Raw genomic sequence first — 19,939 nt, forward strand, 5'->3', positions numbered from 1 at the left:
ATTAAATAGAAAAATATTCACTAAAGATAAGAAAATTATTATAAATAAAATACTGAAGGTTTAAGAAAATTCTGAAATCAAATGGAAGAACTTACAGCTAAGACTAGCATTTAAAAATATGTTTGCCCCATACCTACAATTACCTTTAACTTATTACTGAGCTCTTAGGAGATATTATTTATTATTATAATTATGTTAAAAGTGTTTTTATTTATACATTACATTTTTACTTGTCATAGTCAATTTTTCGTTGCAAAGCAATAATTAACATATTTAACGTCATCCTAGAAAGCATTTGAATAAAATACATTTAACTTAGAAATACAACTATTATTTGAAATGTTGAAGACAATAATGTCCACAAACTTAAAGACATTAGACGTTAATTCAACTCTAAAAGATGCATTAAATCTAATGATTACTACGGGAGTAAGAAGAGTACCTGTAACAGTTGCGGGGAACATAATAGGAGTTGTCTCAGCTAGAACTGTGATTAAGGAGGCATTAAGCAAACAGAACTGGGCCGAAGAAAAACTCTCTGATATAGCGAGACCTGCAATTAGTGTACCCCCTGAGACGTCATTCAGGGAAGCTGCAAAACTCATGGTAAGGCTCGGAATAGGCTCTCTAATTGTGAAAGGTCAGGGAATAGTTACAGAACGTGACTTAGCTAAGATTATTCCCAGAGTAACCATTCCCGCAATGGCTATAGGAAGTACCAACGTGATAACATTGAACTATGACTCATTTGTGACTGATGCAGCAAAACTTATGATTTCTTTAGGGATATCCCACATACCAGTGATCTCTGGTTCTGATGTCATAGGAGTTGTATCGCTGAGGGACGTACTTAAAGCATTAAACGAGAACGCTATGAGTAATAAGCTGGGAGATTTAATAGGTAAACAGCAATTAGTTTACGCTGACGAAGATGCTACAGTTGCGGATGTAGCGAACTTAATAACCACGAAGAATGTAGGGTCTCTGTTACTCTTCGATGGAGAGCCAAAAGCCCCTAACTTGAGGGGCATTGTAACCGAGTGGGACCTCGTGAGGACGTACGCCAGTATGGTTAGAGCTCATGTTTTGGTTAAGGCTGAAAGTAGCAAGATAAGGGGACTCGTAGCAGCATTAATGGCGATGCCAAGGGTATATGATGTTGCAGTAGTTTACGGACCATATGACTTACTCGTAACTATCGACGTAGAAGATCCTGATCTTGCCGCTACTACAGTACTTAACTCTATAGCTAGCCTGTCAGGGGTCAAGGAGACTATGACTTTAATTGAAAGTGAAGTTGTATGATTTTTTACTAACTTTGTTTACCGTTTCACTCCTTAACTTTCTACAATTTTCTTTCTGAGTAACAGAAGGCGTTTCAGTACTTCAGATTTAACCTTCTTCCACTCATTTACGTTAGCCCTTACCTTTAGGGTAAGAATCACATGCTCCTTATCACTTTGTTCGCTCAGAAACGGTCCCTCTATGATTTCGTAACCTTTTAAAACATCAACTATTTGTTGTTCTATCCTTTCTAAGTCCACTTTATTTAGGGGAAATTCGACCCTGATACTGACCACGAAATCCTTGCTATACTTTGAAGTGTAATCGATTACACTTGACTCTAACAAGATGTAATTGGGTATCCTAATCTCCCTACCATTCTCTAGCAATATACGCGAAAAGAACAAGTCTATCTCCACCACATCACCTTCAATCCCTTGTTCTATGAAGTCCCTCGAGAAGTACTTATATTGGGGAAAGAGGACTGGTGTATAGGTGATTTTAGTACTCATTATTCTAACGTGATCTCCGATTGAGATGTAACCAGTACCCATGATCAGTAATCCGGCGAAGAAGTTCTGTAACACGGGTTGTAACGCTAGACCTATTACTAAACCAGCGAAGGTTCCACCTGCAATCGCCTCAGCTGAGGTCACTCCGAAAATCGATAAAGCTACTACGAAAATCATGATGTAACCTAAATACTTCACTATATTAGGAATAACGATCGATACGTTACCCTTTCCCCCCAACATATCCCTTAAGCCGTCAGTGATAATTATTAGGAAGTATAACCCGCTTATTACCACACTAGCTACCTTAACCAGCAAAAGGAGTTGATGATTTGATACGAACAAAGACATAACGTAATTTACGGTGAAAAAGACGACGACAAGAAATAAACCTATAAGAAATTTCTTGTAAAATGCCATGCCTTATAATTTTTCGACGATAATTTAAGGTTACTCATATTTCCTCTTGGCTTGCTTAACCAACTCCAAGACCTCAAAGTAGAAGAAACCAAATATAAGGAATAATGCTAATACGTAATTAATTACGGGTGAACTTGTCTCTGCTATCGAGTATACTAGGACTATAATACTGACAAGGAAAGCGGTAAATGATAAAGATAAATCTGCCCAACTCCTTTTAACAGCCCTCCTCAGCAATGATATGTCAGCGGAGATTGATATTAACAAGTAAGTAAGCATAGAGAATTCTCCCAGTAGGTCGAAAGTTGTATAAACGCCCAAGAAGTGAATTAGAGCGAAGAGTAATACAGAGTAAAACATTATGGAAGCTAGCTCGGCGTTTAACGGTCTGCCGTTTGTTAAGTAAGACAAACTAGTAGGAACCATCTTCCTGATCCCCATTGCATAAATTACTCTCGACATAGCGATCACGTAAGCAATCCCACCTAATATTCCTCCATTTAATGCTGAGAAGAAGAGATAGGGAAAAAGAAAACTTACGTTCTCCTTCAGGATCATCACGAAATCAGTCCCGTATACTGAGGTCGCGTAAAATAACAAGGCTGAAAGCAACCCACCGGTTAGAATAACGCTAACCGTAACAATACCTAGTGTCTTTTTAGCGTCTTTTACCTCACCTCCCATAGGACTTATATTTCCGTAACCAGAAGGAACTCCTATGGCAAATAACGTGACGAGGAAGATATCTTGAGGGATCATAAGGTGAAATGGGTGATGAGGTTTCATTAAAAGTACTACAGAGCTAATTACGATTGCTGTTATCTCAGCTACGGATATGACCTCAGCGTACTTCACGGAGACTTTAAGTCCCTTAAGTATTAGAAAAGAAGAGAATGCGATTATGAGTATACTTAACACGTCATCTGGCAGTAATTGAGATATGACAATTTTCAGTATGTATATAGAACCAGCGATTAGTGTCCCAGCGTAAGTAAAAGCATACATTAAGAATATCCATCCGGTTACCAAGCCCAACCTCTTTGTGAGAGAGAAATAAGCGTAAGTGAAGTAACCTCCTTCGTCGGAAAATTCGGATGAGAGTCTGTACACCACTAAACCGTTAAGTAGAACTATTAGCGTGGCTATAATAGCCGCTATGGGGAGAAAAGTCCCTCCCATTTGCAGGGCAACTGTTCCGTAGGTTATCATAGACGTAAAGGGAGCTTGTCCACCGAAGGAAAGAGAAAAAGCTTCGAAAGCGTTTAACCTCTTGTTATCCACTATAGACCTCTGTTTATTCTTTACGTCAAATAATAAAAAACTGACTTAGACTGTGATGTGAATACGTTACGAACTAGATGTAGATAACAAAAGGCTTATTATTATCTTCAGTCGTTAAGTCTAATGTGGAATCGGGATACTTACTTGCTCTTCTAGAAATATTTATATTAATTTTTGTTGCTGAGATAGTGAGGAGTTATATGGGGAGATACGGTTTACCTCTCATCGTGGGGGAGATCATAACGGGGATCGTATTAAGTCCCTACGGATTTGGCGAAGTCTTTAACGAGATTTTGAACATGCCTCTGTTTACCATTAATGATTACTTATTATTTTTAGCGGAATTCTCCATGATTCTGCTCATTTATTCTTCAGGACTTGAACACGGGATGAGCACATTAAAGAGCTCCGGAATTTACGGTATATTAGGGGCTGTTTTCGGAGCTTTAGTACCTTTCCTAGTCTCTCTTGCACTTCTCCCTTATCCACAGTCGTTGATTTTAGCCGTTTCGGTGGGTGCAACGAGTATTACAGCTGTTTCATCAATATTAAAGGAGAGGAATGTGGAGGGAAGTATTTCGAACTTCATTACAGTGGCCTCAGCTGTTGACGATGTTGTTGATTTGCTCTTACTGACTGTGGCACTGTCCCTGATCTCGGGGGAGAAACCTTCATTTCTGTCCGTTGCAAAGACGATCGTTTTTTACATAGTAATAGGGGTACTAGCTTTCGCCTTAGCTGTAGTGATTTTACCCAGGCTAGCTGATAGAATAGGGGAGAATTACGTAGAGGAGTTTCCGTTTATATCACTGTTCGGACTAGTATTTATCTTGACTGCTGTAGGGTTTTCTCCGATTGTACCGGCGTTCCTTGCCGGCATTGCACTCGCTGAGAGTAAGAAAAGAGAGGAGTTCCTAAGGATTTCCGAGTCTCTCCTTGCAATTTTCGGCTCTCTCTTTTTTGTTACAGTGGGTTATCAGCTTAATATCCAGAACATAACTTTCAACGGAATGATTCTCGGCCTAGAACTCTTCGTGATCGCAATGGTCTTCAAAATAGTAGGCGTCCTTCCGTTCGCCTACTTACAAACAAAGAGCCAGAGGTCTGCGTTATTGATCTCGGTAGGAATGACACCAAGAGGGGAGACGGGTATAGTAGTGGGTTCTTTAGGACTTGCATATAATGTACTCAACACAGATGGCTACTTTGCCGTAATTTTAATGACTCTCTTCACCACTATTTTTGGAGCCTCGCTCTTCTCATACTTGTCGAAAGAAGTTAAATAACCTTTCCGAGAATTCTTCATATGAACTTAAACACGCATGTAGCCTTTGCTCTAGCCGTAGGTCTAGTACTCTTTCACAACGACTTGTCACTCGCCGTGTTAGCAGGTATTGGTGCAGCCCTGCCCGACTTAGACAGAGAGTACATCTTTACTAGAAGAGCAATGTTTGCAAGGTATCAGCTGCACAGAGCTTTATTTCACAACTTGTTTTTCGCTTCAGCTGTTACACTTTTCAATCCTTACCTCGGTTTAGGCGTGTTTTTGCACATGTTACTGGACATGTTGACCTCTCCTACAGATGGGGGAATCGAGTTGTTTTTCCCTCTGGGGAGGTTAGTAAAGGATATTAAAATGGACTACGAGGGGAGAGTAAGAACTTCAAGAGGGATAATGTGGCTTTTGGAAGACCCAGTAAGGCTGATAAATCGGACGGCGGATGTAGGGTTAAGGGAGACTGTTAAAATGCCCTGGCTGAGAGTCTACGGACCTTTCAAGAACAGTAGACTCGCGGATTGGACTATATTTTACTTTAGTTTTTTATTCATTCAGCTCTTTGAGATCCACGATTTACTGAACTGGTGGATACAGTTCCTCTCGACTGTTTTCCTTAAGTACACCTTTATTACAATAGGACTAGTGTTGTTCTACAGTATAGGGGAGCTGTGGAGGAAAAAGTTACAATTCAAAAACGTCACAGATAATCAAAAACTGGCAATAATATCCGGTATGACACTAGGAGGTCTGATGATCATATATCAGGGGCAATCACTGTTTATGCCAGTAAGGCTTACGAAGTCCAAATAATTGAGTTAGTAATAATTTAGTTTACACTAGGTCTTATAGCAGGCTTATTACACGTGAGATTGAGATTTAAAGAAATAGTGACTAGTATGGAAATTTTACATAATTATCTGCTCTTATTCTTCTAATCTATTTTCTTTCTTACACATAATTTTCTATTTCTGTCACGGGCAAAGATGATTAATTTTACTCTCTATGACTATTTTCAACCAATTGATTAGGCGAACACTTATCCCTTCCTTAACTGAAAAAAAGTCTATACATTTTTAACTAATCTTTACCTCTACCTTCACCTTTATACTCAGGATTAATAATATTGCCATAGATAGTGCAGCAAATAGTGTGGCTAAGAGCCTTACGTCTAAAGAGCTCAGTACGGTACTATAACTCCACCTAAAGCAGCGATATTCAACGCTATTCCCATATTCCTTGCAGTAGCAGTTTGTCCCTACACTTGATACATAAAATGATTGAAATGAAAGTGTAGGGACAAACTGGAGATGTCAGTCTTTATACCCTAAACTGCAAAATAACGAAACTCTCGATATGTCACTTTGCCTCTCTAAGTATACTCTATTTTTACCTTGGGTTTTTCTTCGCTGAGTACCCTCTTTATCGCCTCGTTTCCTACTATATCTCCGCACTCTGCACTAACTATTTTGCCTTTCCGTAACGTAACTTTGCACTCGTTAACAATTACCACTATTTCTCCGTCGTAGTCCTTACTTGCTTCTAGCTGGTATTCCAAAATCTGCCTTACGTTTAAACCTTCGCTCCTTCCCTTATACTTTTCCTCTAAATTCTTTGCAAAGTTTCTCAAGAAAACTTCCATCGGTATTCCCGCAAGCCTCTCCAGAGGTCCTGCATATTCACCCTTTACAGATATATCTACGTCACCGTTCCTTCTGGGAAATACCTCTACGGTAAAACAAAAGTAAGCTTTGGGAAACTTCATTACTCCCTCATGTACTACTTTGTTAAGTCCTATTTTCCTCCTCATGTGAAACTTAAATGGCATAAAGACACGGAACTTAGCAATGTAAGTGTCTTCACTCTCCATCTTAATGTCCTTAAGGAACATCCACCATTCCTTTAAGTTTCTCAAGTCATACACATCCTGAAGTATAAGCTTCGCATCAGCGTGAAGAGTGAGCATTACTCGTCTTTCAATCATTATAATTACATTTCACATTAATTGTATTTAAAACTTCCCTTAATTTAAGATACATAAAAAGTTATGTCTCAAAGAGTTAAAGAAAAATGGAAAAAATAAAGATAAGATACCGTCTTTTCCTCTATTAAAACTGTCTTCTCTCTTTAAGAGGTACTATAGTTAAAGCTGAGATTGATCCTCACTATCAGAAAAACCAATATAGAACATTATGGTAAATATAGCATATGTACTAAATCCTGTATGAATTTTTCCTACCTAACAAGATGGATTCTATTCAAAAAGAATTATCTTCTCTCTCAACATATATTTTCCCTAAATTTTTAAGTAAGCTCTTAAAGCATAGACCTAAATTGTCTTACACTTTCGTGTTGTAGGTAATTTTAACGTGTAGTATATTAAAAAAGAGTATAATCTATAAGTAGTCATCATGAGAATCTCTGCCGTCAAAGACGTTAACATTTACTAGTCTCCAACCTATCCAGTTGACTATCCTTTAAGGTTAAAGGCAAAAAGCCTTGCCAAGGGGATTTATAATCCCATATTCTGATGCCATTTGCCGAGATAATTAGTAATAATAACACTCCTTTTCAGCTTGATTGTGAAAGTGAAAACTATTAATCTCTCTTTCCTTGACGGGCTAAAAGTAATGGATGAAAGTCATCTCACTAGATTGTTCTCTGAGCTTCTTTACTGCCCACCAAGACAGAGATATAAGAGCGAATCGATGATGGGAACGATGAGCTCTCTCAAAGGAAAATCTAGCCCTTCCACATCAGAGAATTAGTTAGCCTTTCTACTATATGCGTATATCCATCAAGTTAATGCTTTAACTTTTTACCGGCTTAATTATCACATGAAGAGAAAGTTGTCCCTCCTTGAGGCTACTGCCATAGGTCTAGGTAATATAATTGGTGCTGGTATATTCGTTATGGCCGGTAGCACCATAAACCTCGCTGGACCAGCTGCACTAATCTCCTTTATAATTACGGGATTACTCGCCATGAGTATTGGTTTAAATAGTGCAGAACTCGCTTCAAAGTATCCAGATACTGAGGGAGGAGTTTACTCTTTTGCAAAACTAACCATGGGAGATACTGTGGGCTTCTTAGTGGGCTGGATGAGAATGATTTCATATTCTGTGTCTGGAGCGGCTACAGCGTTGGGATTTGCGAGCTACCTTCAGATACCTAGGCTTACATACGTAATTGCGGGAGCTCTCATTATGGTTTTGAGCGGAATTTACTTAGCAGGATTGAAACTTGCTTCCAAGATAGAATCAATATTAGTCGTAATTAACATTGGCGGTTTAGTTCTATTTATCACCTTCTCGTTAGCATCAAGTAAGTTCAACATATCTCACTTTACACCTTTAGCTCCTCATGGCTTAAACGGAATTCTAACCGCCTCTTCTTTAGCGTTTTTCGCCTACTCTGGGTTTAACACCATAGCAACTTTAACACCTGACGTGGAAAACGGAGACAAAAACATCCCTAAGGCAATAGTATTGTCCTTACTCATCACTTCAGTACTTTATGTCCTCGTGGTGTTTTCCATGTTGTACTTACTGCCTTGGCAAGTCTACGGTACTCAAGGGAACCCATTGACTTTCGCTTTGCAAGAAGCTAAAGCTCCACTTTTTGTGGTCTTAGCTGTTTCTACTACTGCTATTATTGCTACGCTTACTGTAACCCTATCTACAATAATTGCTACCGTGAGGACTTTAAAGCAAATGGCTATGGACAACTTAATACCCTCGAGACTTGCTGCAAATGAAGCTTTACCGACTCTCATTGTAGCATCAATAATGATATCGTCTTTGAGTCTTGGTAATGTTGAAGGAATTGGACTCGTCTCCAACTTTGGGACAGTGTTTTCTTATCTTACTACGGCTATGGCTGTAATAATATCTAGGAGGAGGGGTTATATGGGTTCGTTTAAAGCCCCTTTTTACCCGGCGTTACAAGTATTGTCTATTTTATTATCTATAGTCGTATTGACCGCTTTAGGTGAGGAGAGTCTAGTATTAGGCGTCTTGTCAATATTAATAGGGTTAATTATTCACGTAATTCACGTAGAAATAAACTTGGTAGAGAAAGGTAAAACTCTAAACCCTCATGGTAAAATCGGGAAACTTAATTCAGAGTAATTGGAAATCTATCAGCTTTGTTAACCACAGCGTAAAAAGAGGTTGCGTTCTCTTTCTTTTTAACAATTTTTATCCAAAAAGAGAATTTTATTCTTTATCATGTTGAATACATATCAGTGACATATTTTTGTTTATTTTCAATATGTTAGAAATTTGTTATGACACGTTTTGAGTAAGTTTATATAAGGTATAAAAAAGAAAATTACATATGGGATTTTTAAATTACGCTCTAAGAAGGGCCATTGATAGGTTTGTACTATTGATTGCCTTAGTGATCCTAATGTGGGCTATAGTTGAGGGCCTTCCAGAATTATTCGGAATAAATCCCGCAATATGGTATGCCCCAGTAGGACAACTTGGTAAGTCAGCCTCTTTTTATCAGAATATAATTAATACGATATCCATATTGTACGGCTTTAACAAACCGATATACGTCCAATTCGTCGATTATATGAAAAATTTACTTACCTTTAACTTAGGTTATGATTTTCAGCATCACGAGTATGTAATAGTTGAAATTGAGAGGGCTTTGCCCTACACCGTACTCCTTACAGTACCGCCTTTTATATTTCAGACAATTTTAGCTATTATTTTAGGGTCCTACGCTGCTATAAAAAGGAACACTTGGGTTGACCATCTTATTTCTAACTATCTGATAATCCAGTATAATATTCCGGGCTTCTTCATATTAGCCGTTTTATGGGTTATTTTCGCAGTTTACGTTAAAATAGTCCCTATATCAGCAATCTCAGTGATTAATTTCAGCAAGCCAGTTACAATACTTGAAGCCTATTGGTTACCTTGGGTAATCCAGACCTTTATTTTTGGATTCCCAGTAAGGGGAATACTCATGAGGAACACTATGATTGACATCATAGATTCGGATTTCATAAAATACGCTAGAACTATAGGATTCAGTGAGAGAATTATCAGGGGAATGGCTAGAAGGAACGCTTTGATCCCCGTAATTACGAGGACTGCAATAGATTTAGCATTCATCCTAGGTGGTATTTACTTCATAGAGTATATTTTTGGCATACCCGGAATGGGATATTTGGGAGTTGTAGCTGCATTGGAGCTCAATATCCCCTTGTTAGTAGGATCCTTCTACTTACTAACTTTATACGCACTAATTATCCTTTACATAAACGACCTAATATATCCTTTAATAGACCCAAGAATAAAGCTAAGGTGATAGATTAATGAGAATCCCTACATTATTACGACTCAAGACAATGATAATTGCATTAGTGATTCTCGCTGTTCTTTTAGGAAGCGTTATAGGAGGATATTTAATAATACCCGAGGCAAATCCCTATACTCCTGCTGGACAAGATGCTGCTGCTCCCTATGCTGTACCATATTGGGCGTCTATATTTTACGGTAACTTACCTCCCAATATAGATATTCCTCCAACTTATGATCTAATAGCTGCTAAAAGCCCAAACGTGATAAATTACTGGCACTTAACCAATTTCACTTACAATGGTGACAAAGTTACCGTAATTTGGAATGATAGCTTCGGTCCTACTGGAGAATCTAACTTTGAAAAGACTCTATCGACTTACGGTAATACTGGAAATGGCTCAATTGAGATAATAATTACTGGGCCTAATCCCCTCAATCTAACCTTATATCATACTTTTGACTATACTTATCTACCACCAGGTGGATTTAATACCTTCCAAATGCAGGCAAGTATATATTATACTTCCTCAAACGCGTTCTTTGTGTTTAACGGTTACTTGATAAATCCGAAAAACGAGTCATTTTGGATGTTCGCCTCTGGAAATACCATACCAACGAATTACATAACTATAAGTCCCGTCTTCAAATATATAGGGGCTGGAACTTGGAATTACATAATATCCAGCTCCGGTAGTGCTAGTACAACACCTTGGTTCTATACTAGTAATATATCTGTTGCACAAGCTGCTTTAGCTTACAATATTTTATTACATGAAGCCTTCAACACTACTGGGACTTACATTGTTGAATATCAAATTAATTACATACCTAACGGAGGAGATTCTAAACTAACCATCTATCTGTCTGACTTGTTCTTTAAGTTTTTAGGTAGTCGATACGGCCTATTGGGAACTGATAATAACGGAGCTAGTGTTTATGCGGAATATGTTCAAGGAGGGTTATTTGATTTAGGACTCGCATTAGTAGTTGGATTAGCTATAGTAGGTGTAGGTGCAGTTGTTGGTCTGTTAGCTGGATATTATGGAGGAAAACTTGATCAGATACTAATTTCTATCTCAGATTTCATTTTATTAATTCCGGGGCTTGCATTACTAATCATCTTAATAACGATATTTCAGCAGATCTTCTTAGGGGCTAACAAAGTCCTTCTAATAATTATTGTCCTAGTAATACTAAGCTGGCCCCCAACAGCAAGAATAATAAGAGGTCAAACTTTAGCTGTAAGGAGTATGCCTTTTATAGAGGCTGCAAGAGCGTTAGGAATGAGTAACATGCAGATACTTAGGAAACACGTAATAAGACACGTTATGCCAATAATAATAGCCCAACTCATATTCGACATCCCGGCGGTAATAGGTATCGAGTCTGCACTGGACTTCCTAGGTATAGGAATAATAACTTTTCCAACTTGGGGTAACATGCTGGGATTCTCAGCTAATGCTGCTTTATCTGCACCATCATTTGCATGGTGGTGGATTCTTCCGCCTGGGATTGCATTATTCCTATTAGGAATAAGCCTATTTTATGTGGGAGAAGCAATTACGAGATATTATGGTTCCTTAACAGGTGAAGTACATTGAGTTTAGAAGTTAGAAACTTAAATGTCACTTACTATGTAGGTAAAGCTTCTATGAATGCCGTAAGAGACGTATCATTTTCCTTAGAAAGAGGAGATTCTCTAGGAGTTATAGGAGAAACAGGCTCAGGAAAGACGACCTTGGCCTCAGCTATAATGAGGATACTCCCTCCTAACGCTAATGCCTCTGGAAACATCCTCCTTAATGGTGAGGATATATTAAATATGGATATCGAAAAGTTCAGAAAGACCGTGAGGTGGAAGAAGATTTCCATAATTCCACAATACTCAATGAACTCCTTTAATCCTATTAAGAAAGTAGGAGAACAATTAGTAAAGATAATACTAGAACATGAACCGAACACGGACGTACACAGTGCTGTTGAGAGGGTGATGAAATTATTTGAGAACTTGAATTTACCCCCAGAGACTTTTCAGAAATATCCGGAAGAGTTATCAGGAGGTCAAAGACAGAGAGCAGTAATTGCCTCAGCCCTTCTCCTAAATCCAGAGTTAGTCATAGCAGACGAGCCTACTACTGCCCTTGACGTGATAAATCAGGCAAGGGTAATATCCTTAATTAAGACGAGAATAGTTGATACGGGACATACACTGATATACATCACTCATGATATAGCCGTTGTAGCTGGAATTGCGAAGAAGATAGCTACTATGTATGCAGGAAAAATAATGGAGATCGGAGACTCTAAAAAGATCTTCAAAGAACCTCTACACCCCTACACAAAGGGACTTCTAGCTTCAGTCCCTGATATCAGGTACGGGAAAGTCAAAAAAATCTATTATATTCCTGGCGATCCACCAGACATGACAAAGCCTTTTAGGGGTTGTCCTTTTGCACCCAGATGTAGCCTAGCTAAGGACATTTGTAGAGAAGAAGAACCTCAAGTGAGACTTGTAAATGGGAGATTAGTAGCGTGCCACTTCGCCGATAAAGAGGTAATCAAGAATGTCTGAGACAGTGGTAAGAGCTGAGAATGTTCAAGTCAAATACCTTATCGGTAGGGCAGGGTTGTTTAAGAGGATATACGTAAATGCAGTAAACGGAGTATCGTTAGATGTAAAGAAAGGAGAGATCGTAAGCCTAATAGGGGAATCTGGGTCAGGAAAGACCACGTTAGGAAAGGCTATGCTCAGACTTGTTGATATATATAGCGGAAAGATATATTGGGATAGTACGGATGTTACTAAAGATAGTAAGAAGGATGTGACTAAATTAAGGGATGTGACTAAATTAAGTGAGGGAATACTTAGAAGATTAAGGAAGAATTTTCAATTGATTCAGCAAGATCCTTACGGAGCTTTAGACCCTAGATTAACGATATACGAGATATTGGCAGAGGGTTTAAGATTACATAAACTCGTGAAATCACAAGAAGAAGAAAGGGAAAAAATATACGAAATACTAAAGATAGTGAAACTAACTCCGCCTGAAAACTTCATAAAGAAAAGACCGTATGAACTCTCAGGGGGACAGAGACAAAGGGTAGTAGTGGCTAGAGCACTGCTCTTACAGCCGAAATTTATAGTTGCTGACGAGCCTATATCAATGCTCGACGCATCCACAAGGGGACAAATACTTGAGTTCATCTTAAAGGATAGAGAGACGAGGCAGACAGCATACTTGTTTATAACTCACGATATCTCTATTGCAAGCTACATTTCGGATAGGATAGCAGTAATGTACCTTGGCAAAATTGTGGAAATGGGAAAACCTGAAGAAGTCATTAGCGAACCATTACATCCGTATACTAAGGCGTTAATCGATGCAGTTCCAGTTCCAGATCCTGATTACGGTATTAAAGAGCCTAATATAAAAGGGGAACTACCAAGTCCTATAGAGTTACCTTCTGGATGTGTCTTTAACCCCAGATGCCCCCTCGCTAAACCTATCTGCAAAGAGAAAGAACCTGAGTTGAAGAAGGTGAAAGGGGATCACTATGTGGCATGCCATCTTTATTAACTTGCTATTATTCTTCTCCCTCTTTTTTACTGGTCACCAACTTTTAGCATATAAGGGTATGCTAGGAGGATTTAATGTATCCTTATCGGTTAACATAAACTACAACGAGATATCTCAAAACGAGTACAACGTTACGATCACAGAAAATGGCTTGAGCATTAACAATACACTCGGTTTAAAAAGTCAGATCCACGGTAAGTATTATTATATCGTTAATTATTCTAATAACCGCCTGAGTATAACATATTGCTTGTTAAACTCATCGGGAGTCGTATTGTATCCCTTCTATTTACCGTTTAATTTACATAACGGTAGTCTTATGCTTTATATAAGTGTGTACAATGGAACCAATCATTTAGCCTATATTATTGCTAACTCCTCTGTTAAAAGTTTGGAAAATGAAATAGTCTTAAATTTCACCGACTTTAACTTGACAGCAGATCCAATATATTACGTATCTGCCCTATATGAGTACAAAAACGGTGTTCTTAATAACGTGATACAAAACTACTCTAACTCATATGGGATATTCTTAGAGACCCAATTAACGTTAGACAATTCGTCTAAGATTAATTATCTTATCATCGCTACGACGGTTGTTATAACTATACTTGCAGTATCGTTAGTGGTAGTGAAGAAAAAGCTTAATTGCAGATATTGCAACCATGATCCCATCTCCTAACGAACGTATGTATATGTATAGTACACTGGATTCACTAGTGAAGCTCATAAACCTATATCCCGTGAATGAGCGTGAAAAAGTTGTAGAGACCATAAATTCTGCTCTGAAAAAAGTTAAAGAATATAAGACGAAATATCCTCAATATGTGACGTCATACCTCAAATCATTCTTATCTACTATGTTAGAAAAGTTAAAAGAGGGTCTAGAAAAGTTACAAAACCAGTGGAAAAGGCATCACAGCTTGTTGCTCAAAAAACCTACTCCACTGGAGGAGGATGAAGTTGGAGATATTGTCGACTAGGGAACAGTTGATTGATATAATTAAAAATGGTAATACGAATTGCAGAGCGTTAACTAATAGCTATGAGGAGGTAAGTGGACTATGCATTACCACTTTATATTTTAGGTTAGAACGGCCAATGCTCTACGTTCTATATGATAATAAGGCCTATGTTATTGGTAATTCCGAATACGGTAGGAGATTGAAGTTAATAAACGATAATTTAGTGAAGTTAGTGGAGAAAGCAGCTAAACGATATGATATAATAGGGACAATAATAGCATTGATGTATGTTACACAAGGTACTAAAAATGTTCCGAATGGTGCTATTTATCATTTTGTACCATTTTTACCTCCTAATGGATCTGTATCAACGACTCCAGCATATATTTACGACCTTTATACATTGCCTTCTGCATATTATAATAAACTATTCGAGGACTTTGTAGATACAGATGTATTTCATCTACTCTACTTGCAGGATGACCATACGACATTACTTGCTCTTCCTGCTTCTCATAATCTCAAAAAAGGCGACATAATTTACGTTGATAGTGGACGACAAATAAGGAAATGGATTTAAATGGAGAATCCTTAACCTTTTTATGTTCGTTTATCATGAGTTAAAGTACCTATCCTCAGATGGGAGCCCGATGGCGTTGGGCTCGACTGAGCCCCATGAGGTGCGGGTGAAGCTAATGAATCCGCACCAAGGGCTAACCCCGCTCACGGAATTAAAAGTACCGTAAGCGGGGAAACGCAAAGTCTTAAGGTCGTAAACATATGCTGGGTGCGGTGATATATTATTAGGAGGTAAAAATGGTATAAACACATAAATAACATTACTCTCGATATTTTTAGTACCTTGCGTAACATATGTAAATGTTACTTTTGTACCAATTATACCATATCTTTTAGTATCATTGACCACAGACTTAACAATATTATCAAGTATTGATGCCAAGCTATTACCGTATTCGGAATTACCAAAAACATAGACCTTTTTATTCTCTGGATCGAGAATATTGGCTTACCTTCTAACCTAAAATATAAACCAGTAAGACATAGTCCTCTTACATACTCATGATGTTTATACGCCCACTGGGAGTTATAAGGAAATCCGTCAAAATGATAAACTACTTCCTATCACTACTCAAACAATACAGTCTTAACACTTATGATTATACAAAATTTTCTTCGATTTTATCTCAGCCTAAGAAAGCGTCATATATAGTAAAGATAATGGAGAATACTCTAGGAGAGTACAGAGAAGGCATAGTAAATGAAGTAGTTACATTTTTGGTTATTCTATCTTCTCATCCATGTGATGTACAGCTGAAAGCGTTGGATTTACTCAACAAAATAGCAGCGTTTGCTTTTACTACCAGTGAACCCAAAGAATATTTAGAAATGATGTTATACTTACTAATAAAAAGTAGCTTTGCGAGGATTAACCATTTACTAAAGTCAAGCTGATATTTTGTATACATATTGTCAAAATACTGCCTCATACTATATTAACATATCAATAAAATTTATAACTCATTAATAATCTCTTTTTATTTGAGATCATTATGGATTCGAAATATATTCTAGTAGCATTAATAATAATACTATTCATAGTAAATATAGCATTTATATTTTATATGAGTTCTCAAATAACAACCTTGTCATCAGATTACAGTACCGCCACAACAGAGTATAACAACCTAAGAAGTATCTACTCCTCGTTATACGCCAATTACTCAGATCTAGTTAGTAAGTATAACTCGTTAGCCAGTAGCTTCAACACATTATACATGAATTACACAAAATTAAGTGCTGAGTACTCGACACTGAGTTCAGAGTATAGCAATCTAACCTCAAACTACGTGTCACTATCAAATGCCTATAGCGAATTACAAGGAAAAATGACTGTGCTCGACTTCTTCTTAAGTGTAGCAGATGCTAATACTGGTAAGATAGAGAACTTAATTACTGGACCAATGCCAGTAACATTCCAAATAACATCTCCACCTGGTAACGGAACTGTTATACTAACCCCTTCTAATTACACTCTTGGTATCGGAGAAATAGGTTCCATGTTGTCTAAGTACTTCGGCTATCCGGAGGTTAGAAGTTACTATAAGTCAATCATTATACATCAGTTCGGTAACTACACACTGGGAGAAGGAGTAATAGCGTTCAAGAACGTTAACCAAAACGGAACTTCAGTGGACACGTACGCTCTTATATACGTCTTGGCTATGAACACAGGTAAATATCAATGGCAAATTGTTAACGTTAAAATTGACAATTCAATCTCAATATATCAATACAACATGATAACCACGGCTTTATCTCTAATTCAAGACCTAGTAACCAAGAACCTAGCGGGGCTCCAGTCAATATTAGTTGGACCGTTCCCTAGTTACGTGTATATCGCCTCTGGTCCATTTATGGGTAACTACACTGGCGGAGATATCGTTACTAACATTTTTATTGACACCATAGTTGCTAAGAATATATCTACCATATCATTCGAACCCTTCTACATGACCTTGAACTACACTAGTAACCAAACTGGAATAGTTAATGTTTACGGTAACCTCACTATAACTTTAAGCAACGGGACAACTATGAGTTACTATACTCAGCTAGAGATGGCGGAACAACTTGAGCCAGATGGACTGTTCCAAGTTTACGGTTTTAATATATTAAACGATTTAACATTAACAGAGATCGAAAATATAATTCCTAAGTAAACAAATTCGAATCTCTTAAGAAATTTTTTTAAACCTTTAAACTTTTTATTTATTAAGTAGTGGGTGTTTTATGAATATGATAGGAAAAAAGAATCTTCTCATCGTTTCTCTAGTTTTAATATTAATAACAATGATATCACCAATTATATCTAGTGGATATGCAGTAATATCTAATTTTGATCAACCGGTATTGTCAGCGTCAAATTATAGAAACTTTACTCCCTATGTTGCAGTGCTTAATGAAGTTTGGGGTTACACGTCATATACAGCACTTTATCAAGCCTTGGTTGCAGGACAAGTTCAACTTGCAGGAATAGTTGACCAAGCTGAAATACTACAAGCAGAACACAACCCTAACTTATACCTCTACGATCAGCCTTACTATGGTTTTGGTCCAATTATACAATTCAATTTTGCTAAGTACCCTATGAACAACACATACTTTAGGTGGGCTATATTCAGCCTCGTAAACTACCAGTTAGTGCAACAAAAAGTGTTCGCAAACGGTTTATTAGGCGTAGCTATTCCATATTTCGTGAACCCATCTTTATATCCATTATTCTATAATCCAAATGCAAGCATATTCTATGAAACTCATGAAAGTTATAACCTAACAAGAGCTCAGGTTTACTTGCAAAAGGCGGGATTAGTCTATAACAAGTCTTTGGGGACTTGGACTTATCCAAACGGAACACCCTTAACTATCACGTGGATAATACCAGCTAACAATCCGCTAGACTTAAATTTAGCTCAAATAGTAACACAAGCTGCTAAACAAATAGGTCTAAACATACAATATCAAGTTGTGCCTTTTACACCTACATTAATACAAGATTTAATAACGGGAAATTACCAATTAATAACATTAGGTTGGTCTGTAAATGCAATAGCTCCAGCCTTCTTATACTTCATTTATGGACCCTTAGCACCTTCAACTAGCTTTAATAATTTCGTAAATGACAGTATAAATCAACTTTTAACGAAAGCGTATGTACAATCTAGTACAGTTAACGAATCTGCTTACTACACTAGACAAGCTATATACTTATTACAGGCTGCTGCACCCGTAATAATAGCCGGTTGGACTAATGAAGTTCAAGGTGCTTACTTACCCGGTTATGCAAACTATATACCTACCGTAGGTGGAGGTATATCACTATTTAATGTTCACCAAGCAGGGACAACGCAAGGAAAAGTTAACTGGGGAATAACTATAGAGAGTGCAGCACCAACAACCTATGACATATATAGTGCTCAAACCTTATATGAGTTTGACGGGTTAGGTGAAGTTTACGATACTCCCTTAACCAGTCCGCCTTTCAATGCATTAGAGTTACTACCGTGGGTAGTAGCTAACTGGACGGTGATAAGTAACTTAAATGAAACGATACCAGGGACTAACATAAAGATCGTGAACGGTCAAGAGATAATATTGGACTTAGTACATAATGCCACATTCCATAACGGCTTACCACTCACAGCACAAGCAATAAACTTCACTATATGGTACTTCGACATGGGTGGTTACTCTTCTAATCCCTTTAATTCATCTAAAGACACAATATATATTGGAAACTATTATGGAAAGCCAGTAATTCTGAACTATACTGCCGAATCCAATCACTCTTCCTTTGAATGGTTTGGCACCTTGCCTGGCTTAGTGTACAGCTATGTACCTCCTAATAACCCATATGAGATAGAGATATTCTTCAATACTAGCAGTGTATGGAATATATACTCTATATCAGGTATATATATAGTTCCACCCTCGATCTTTGAGAACATACCGCCTTATGAGCTAGGTTCAGATGTATATTCAGTCTCTCAGCATGGCCAAGTTATAGGTTCAGGTCCATATTACTTATATTCATGGAACACGTCAACAGGTTCTACATTCTACAGATTTAACGGATACTTTAGAATTGATCCATTAGTAAACTTAATCGCCAATATAACACCGGGTTCATCATATACATTCACATTCAACATCACTCAAATAGCCGCTGCTCCGGCTTACATAAACGGTAAAGCAACTGTAAGTGAACCTATTGTACCAATTGATAATGCAACAGGTTATGCAGAGATATGGCAATACGGGTCTACAAAAGTCCTAAAGACTATACCGATAACTCATATAAGTGGTGACCAATATCAAGTTACCATAGACACTACGGGATTAACGCCAGGTGAGACTTACGTTTTGTTCATAAATGCTACTTATACAGAACCCTTAGTACTTAACATGTCCGCTAATAGCTATGGAACTGGTACAATGACCGTGAACGTTCCGCATGTTTACTACGCCTACTACTCCTTCAACGTACTCCAGACTGTGACAACAACTCCACCAGTAACAACAACAACTACGACAACAACAACAACTACAATTGTAAGTACGATTACTCCCGTACCTAGTGCTTCAGCTCCAGCCTTACCACCTACCCCGACTGTTAACGTCGGAGTCGCAACTTACGGATCCTTAGGTGTTGGGATAGTACTAGTGATAGTAGCTATCATAGTAGCTGTATTAGTCGGAAGGAGGAGATAGAAAACTCAAATAATTT

At 37.8% G+C, this 19,939-nt stretch carries 18 protein-coding genes; 14 read left to right on the forward strand and 4 right to left on the reverse strand.

Annotation, left to right across the window (positions count from 1 at the left end; translation table 11 throughout):
- The first annotated feature begins 339 nt into the window (after positions 1-339).
- Positions 340-1,305 carry a CBS domain-containing protein gene (locus tag D1868_RS10670; protein WP_156007856.1) on the forward strand — a complete coding sequence of 322 codons (966 nt, stop codon included), beginning with the start codon at positions 340-342 and terminating at the stop codon, positions 1,303-1,305.
- 32 nt (positions 1,306-1,337) lie between these two features.
- On the opposite strand, the gene D1868_RS10675 is transcribed toward D1868_RS10670, so the two are convergent.
- Both D1868_RS10675 and D1868_RS10680 read right to left on the reverse strand, forming a co-directional pair.
- A complete protein-coding gene (locus D1868_RS10675; RefSeq protein ID WP_156007857.1) occupies positions 1,338-2,216 on the reverse strand; it encodes a mechanosensitive ion channel family protein in 879 nt (292 codons plus the stop codon).
- A 30-nt stretch (positions 2,217-2,246) separates the two neighbouring features.
- Entirely contained in the window at positions 2,247-3,497 is a 1,251-nt protein-coding gene (locus tag D1868_RS10680; protein ID WP_156007858.1) for an APC family permease, read from the reverse strand.
- Positions 3,498-3,622: 125 nt separating this feature from the next.
- Here D1868_RS10680 and D1868_RS10685 point away from each other — a divergent pair, with 125 nt between their 5' ends.
- Both D1868_RS10685 and D1868_RS10690 read left to right on the forward strand, forming a co-directional pair.
- A complete protein-coding gene (locus tag D1868_RS10685; protein WP_156007859.1) occupies positions 3,623-4,783 on the forward strand; it encodes a cation:proton antiporter in 1,161 nt (386 codons plus the stop codon).
- Positions 4,784-4,803: 20 nt separating this feature from the next.
- A complete protein-coding gene (locus tag D1868_RS10690; RefSeq protein ID WP_231112389.1) occupies positions 4,804-5,586 on the forward strand; it encodes a metal-dependent hydrolase in 783 nt (260 codons plus the stop codon).
- 559 nt (positions 5,587-6,145) lie between these two features.
- Here the strand turns inward: D1868_RS10690 and D1868_RS10695 are convergent.
- On the reverse strand, positions 6,146-6,757 hold the full coding sequence (locus tag D1868_RS10695; protein WP_156007860.1) for a hypothetical protein: 612 nt from the start codon (positions 6,755-6,757) through the stop codon (positions 6,146-6,148).
- A gap of 853 nt (positions 6,758-7,610) precedes the next feature.
- Between D1868_RS10695 and D1868_RS10700 the strand changes: the two genes are divergently transcribed.
- The 8 genes from D1868_RS10700 to D1868_RS10735 all read left to right on the forward strand — a co-directional run bounded on the left by D1868_RS10700 (position 7,611) and on the right by D1868_RS10735 (position 15,214).
- On the forward strand, positions 7,611-8,903 hold the full coding sequence (locus tag D1868_RS10700) for an APC family permease (RefSeq protein WP_156007861.1): 1,293 nt from the start codon (positions 7,611-7,613) through the stop codon (positions 8,901-8,903).
- Positions 8,904-9,111: 208 nt separating this feature from the next.
- The gene (locus D1868_RS10705; protein ID WP_156007862.1) at positions 9,112-10,098 is read left to right on the forward strand and encodes an ABC transporter permease; all 987 of its coding nucleotides are present in this window, start codon (positions 9,112-9,114) and stop codon (positions 10,096-10,098) included.
- 7 nt (positions 10,099-10,105) lie between these two features.
- Positions 10,106-11,692, forward strand: a complete 1,587-nt coding sequence (locus tag D1868_RS10710) for an ABC transporter permease (RefSeq protein WP_156007863.1) — start codon at positions 10,106-10,108, stop codon at positions 11,690-11,692.
- Positions 11,689-12,663 carry an ABC transporter ATP-binding protein gene (locus D1868_RS10715; RefSeq protein WP_156007864.1) on the forward strand — a complete coding sequence of 325 codons (975 nt, stop codon included), beginning with the start codon at positions 11,689-11,691 and terminating at the stop codon, positions 12,661-12,663. The genes D1868_RS10710 and D1868_RS10715 overlap by 4 nt, the downstream gene beginning before the upstream one ends.
- Positions 12,656-13,669, forward strand: coding sequence for an ABC transporter ATP-binding protein (locus D1868_RS10720; protein ID WP_156007865.1), 1,014 nt, complete (start codon positions 12,656-12,658; stop codon positions 13,667-13,669). Before D1868_RS10715 ends, D1868_RS10720 begins: the two co-directional genes overlap by 8 nt.
- The gene (locus D1868_RS10965) at positions 13,647-14,351 is read left to right on the forward strand and encodes a hypothetical protein (protein WP_196770246.1); all 705 of its coding nucleotides are present in this window, start codon (positions 13,647-13,649) and stop codon (positions 14,349-14,351) included. Before D1868_RS10720 ends, D1868_RS10965 begins: the two co-directional genes overlap by 23 nt.
- Before the next feature lie 37 nt (positions 14,352-14,388).
- The gene (locus D1868_RS10730; RefSeq protein WP_156007866.1) at positions 14,389-14,652 is read left to right on the forward strand and encodes a hypothetical protein; all 264 of its coding nucleotides are present in this window, start codon (positions 14,389-14,391) and stop codon (positions 14,650-14,652) included.
- Entirely contained in the window at positions 14,633-15,214 is a 582-nt protein-coding gene (locus D1868_RS10735; RefSeq protein WP_156007867.1) for a hypothetical protein, read from the forward strand. Before D1868_RS10730 ends, D1868_RS10735 begins: the two co-directional genes overlap by 20 nt.
- 33 nt (positions 15,215-15,247) lie before the next feature.
- Here D1868_RS10735 and D1868_RS10740 read toward each other — a convergent pair whose 3' ends face one another.
- Positions 15,248-15,595, reverse strand: coding sequence for a hypothetical protein (locus D1868_RS10740; RefSeq protein ID WP_156007868.1), 348 nt, complete (start codon positions 15,593-15,595; stop codon positions 15,248-15,250).
- Positions 15,596-15,714: 119 nt separating this feature from the next.
- Between D1868_RS10740 and D1868_RS10745 the strand changes: the two genes are divergently transcribed.
- From D1868_RS10745 to D1868_RS10755, 3 genes are all read left to right on the forward strand, one after another.
- The gene (locus D1868_RS10745) at positions 15,715-16,107 is read left to right on the forward strand and encodes a hypothetical protein (protein ID WP_156007869.1); all 393 of its coding nucleotides are present in this window, start codon (positions 15,715-15,717) and stop codon (positions 16,105-16,107) included.
- A gap of 98 nt (positions 16,108-16,205) precedes the next feature.
- Entirely contained in the window at positions 16,206-17,375 is a 1,170-nt protein-coding gene (locus D1868_RS10750) for a hypothetical protein (RefSeq protein ID WP_156007870.1), read from the forward strand.
- A 76-nt stretch (positions 17,376-17,451) separates the two neighbouring features.
- Entirely contained in the window at positions 17,452-19,923 is a 2,472-nt protein-coding gene (locus D1868_RS10755; protein ID WP_231112390.1) for an ABC transporter substrate-binding protein, read from the forward strand.
- Positions 19,924-19,939: the final 16 nt, after the last annotated feature.

Source organism: Stygiolobus azoricus (assembly GCF_009729035.1).
In the GTDB taxonomy this organism is placed as follows: domain Archaea; phylum Thermoproteota; class Thermoprotei_A; order Sulfolobales; family Sulfolobaceae; genus Stygiolobus; species Stygiolobus azoricus.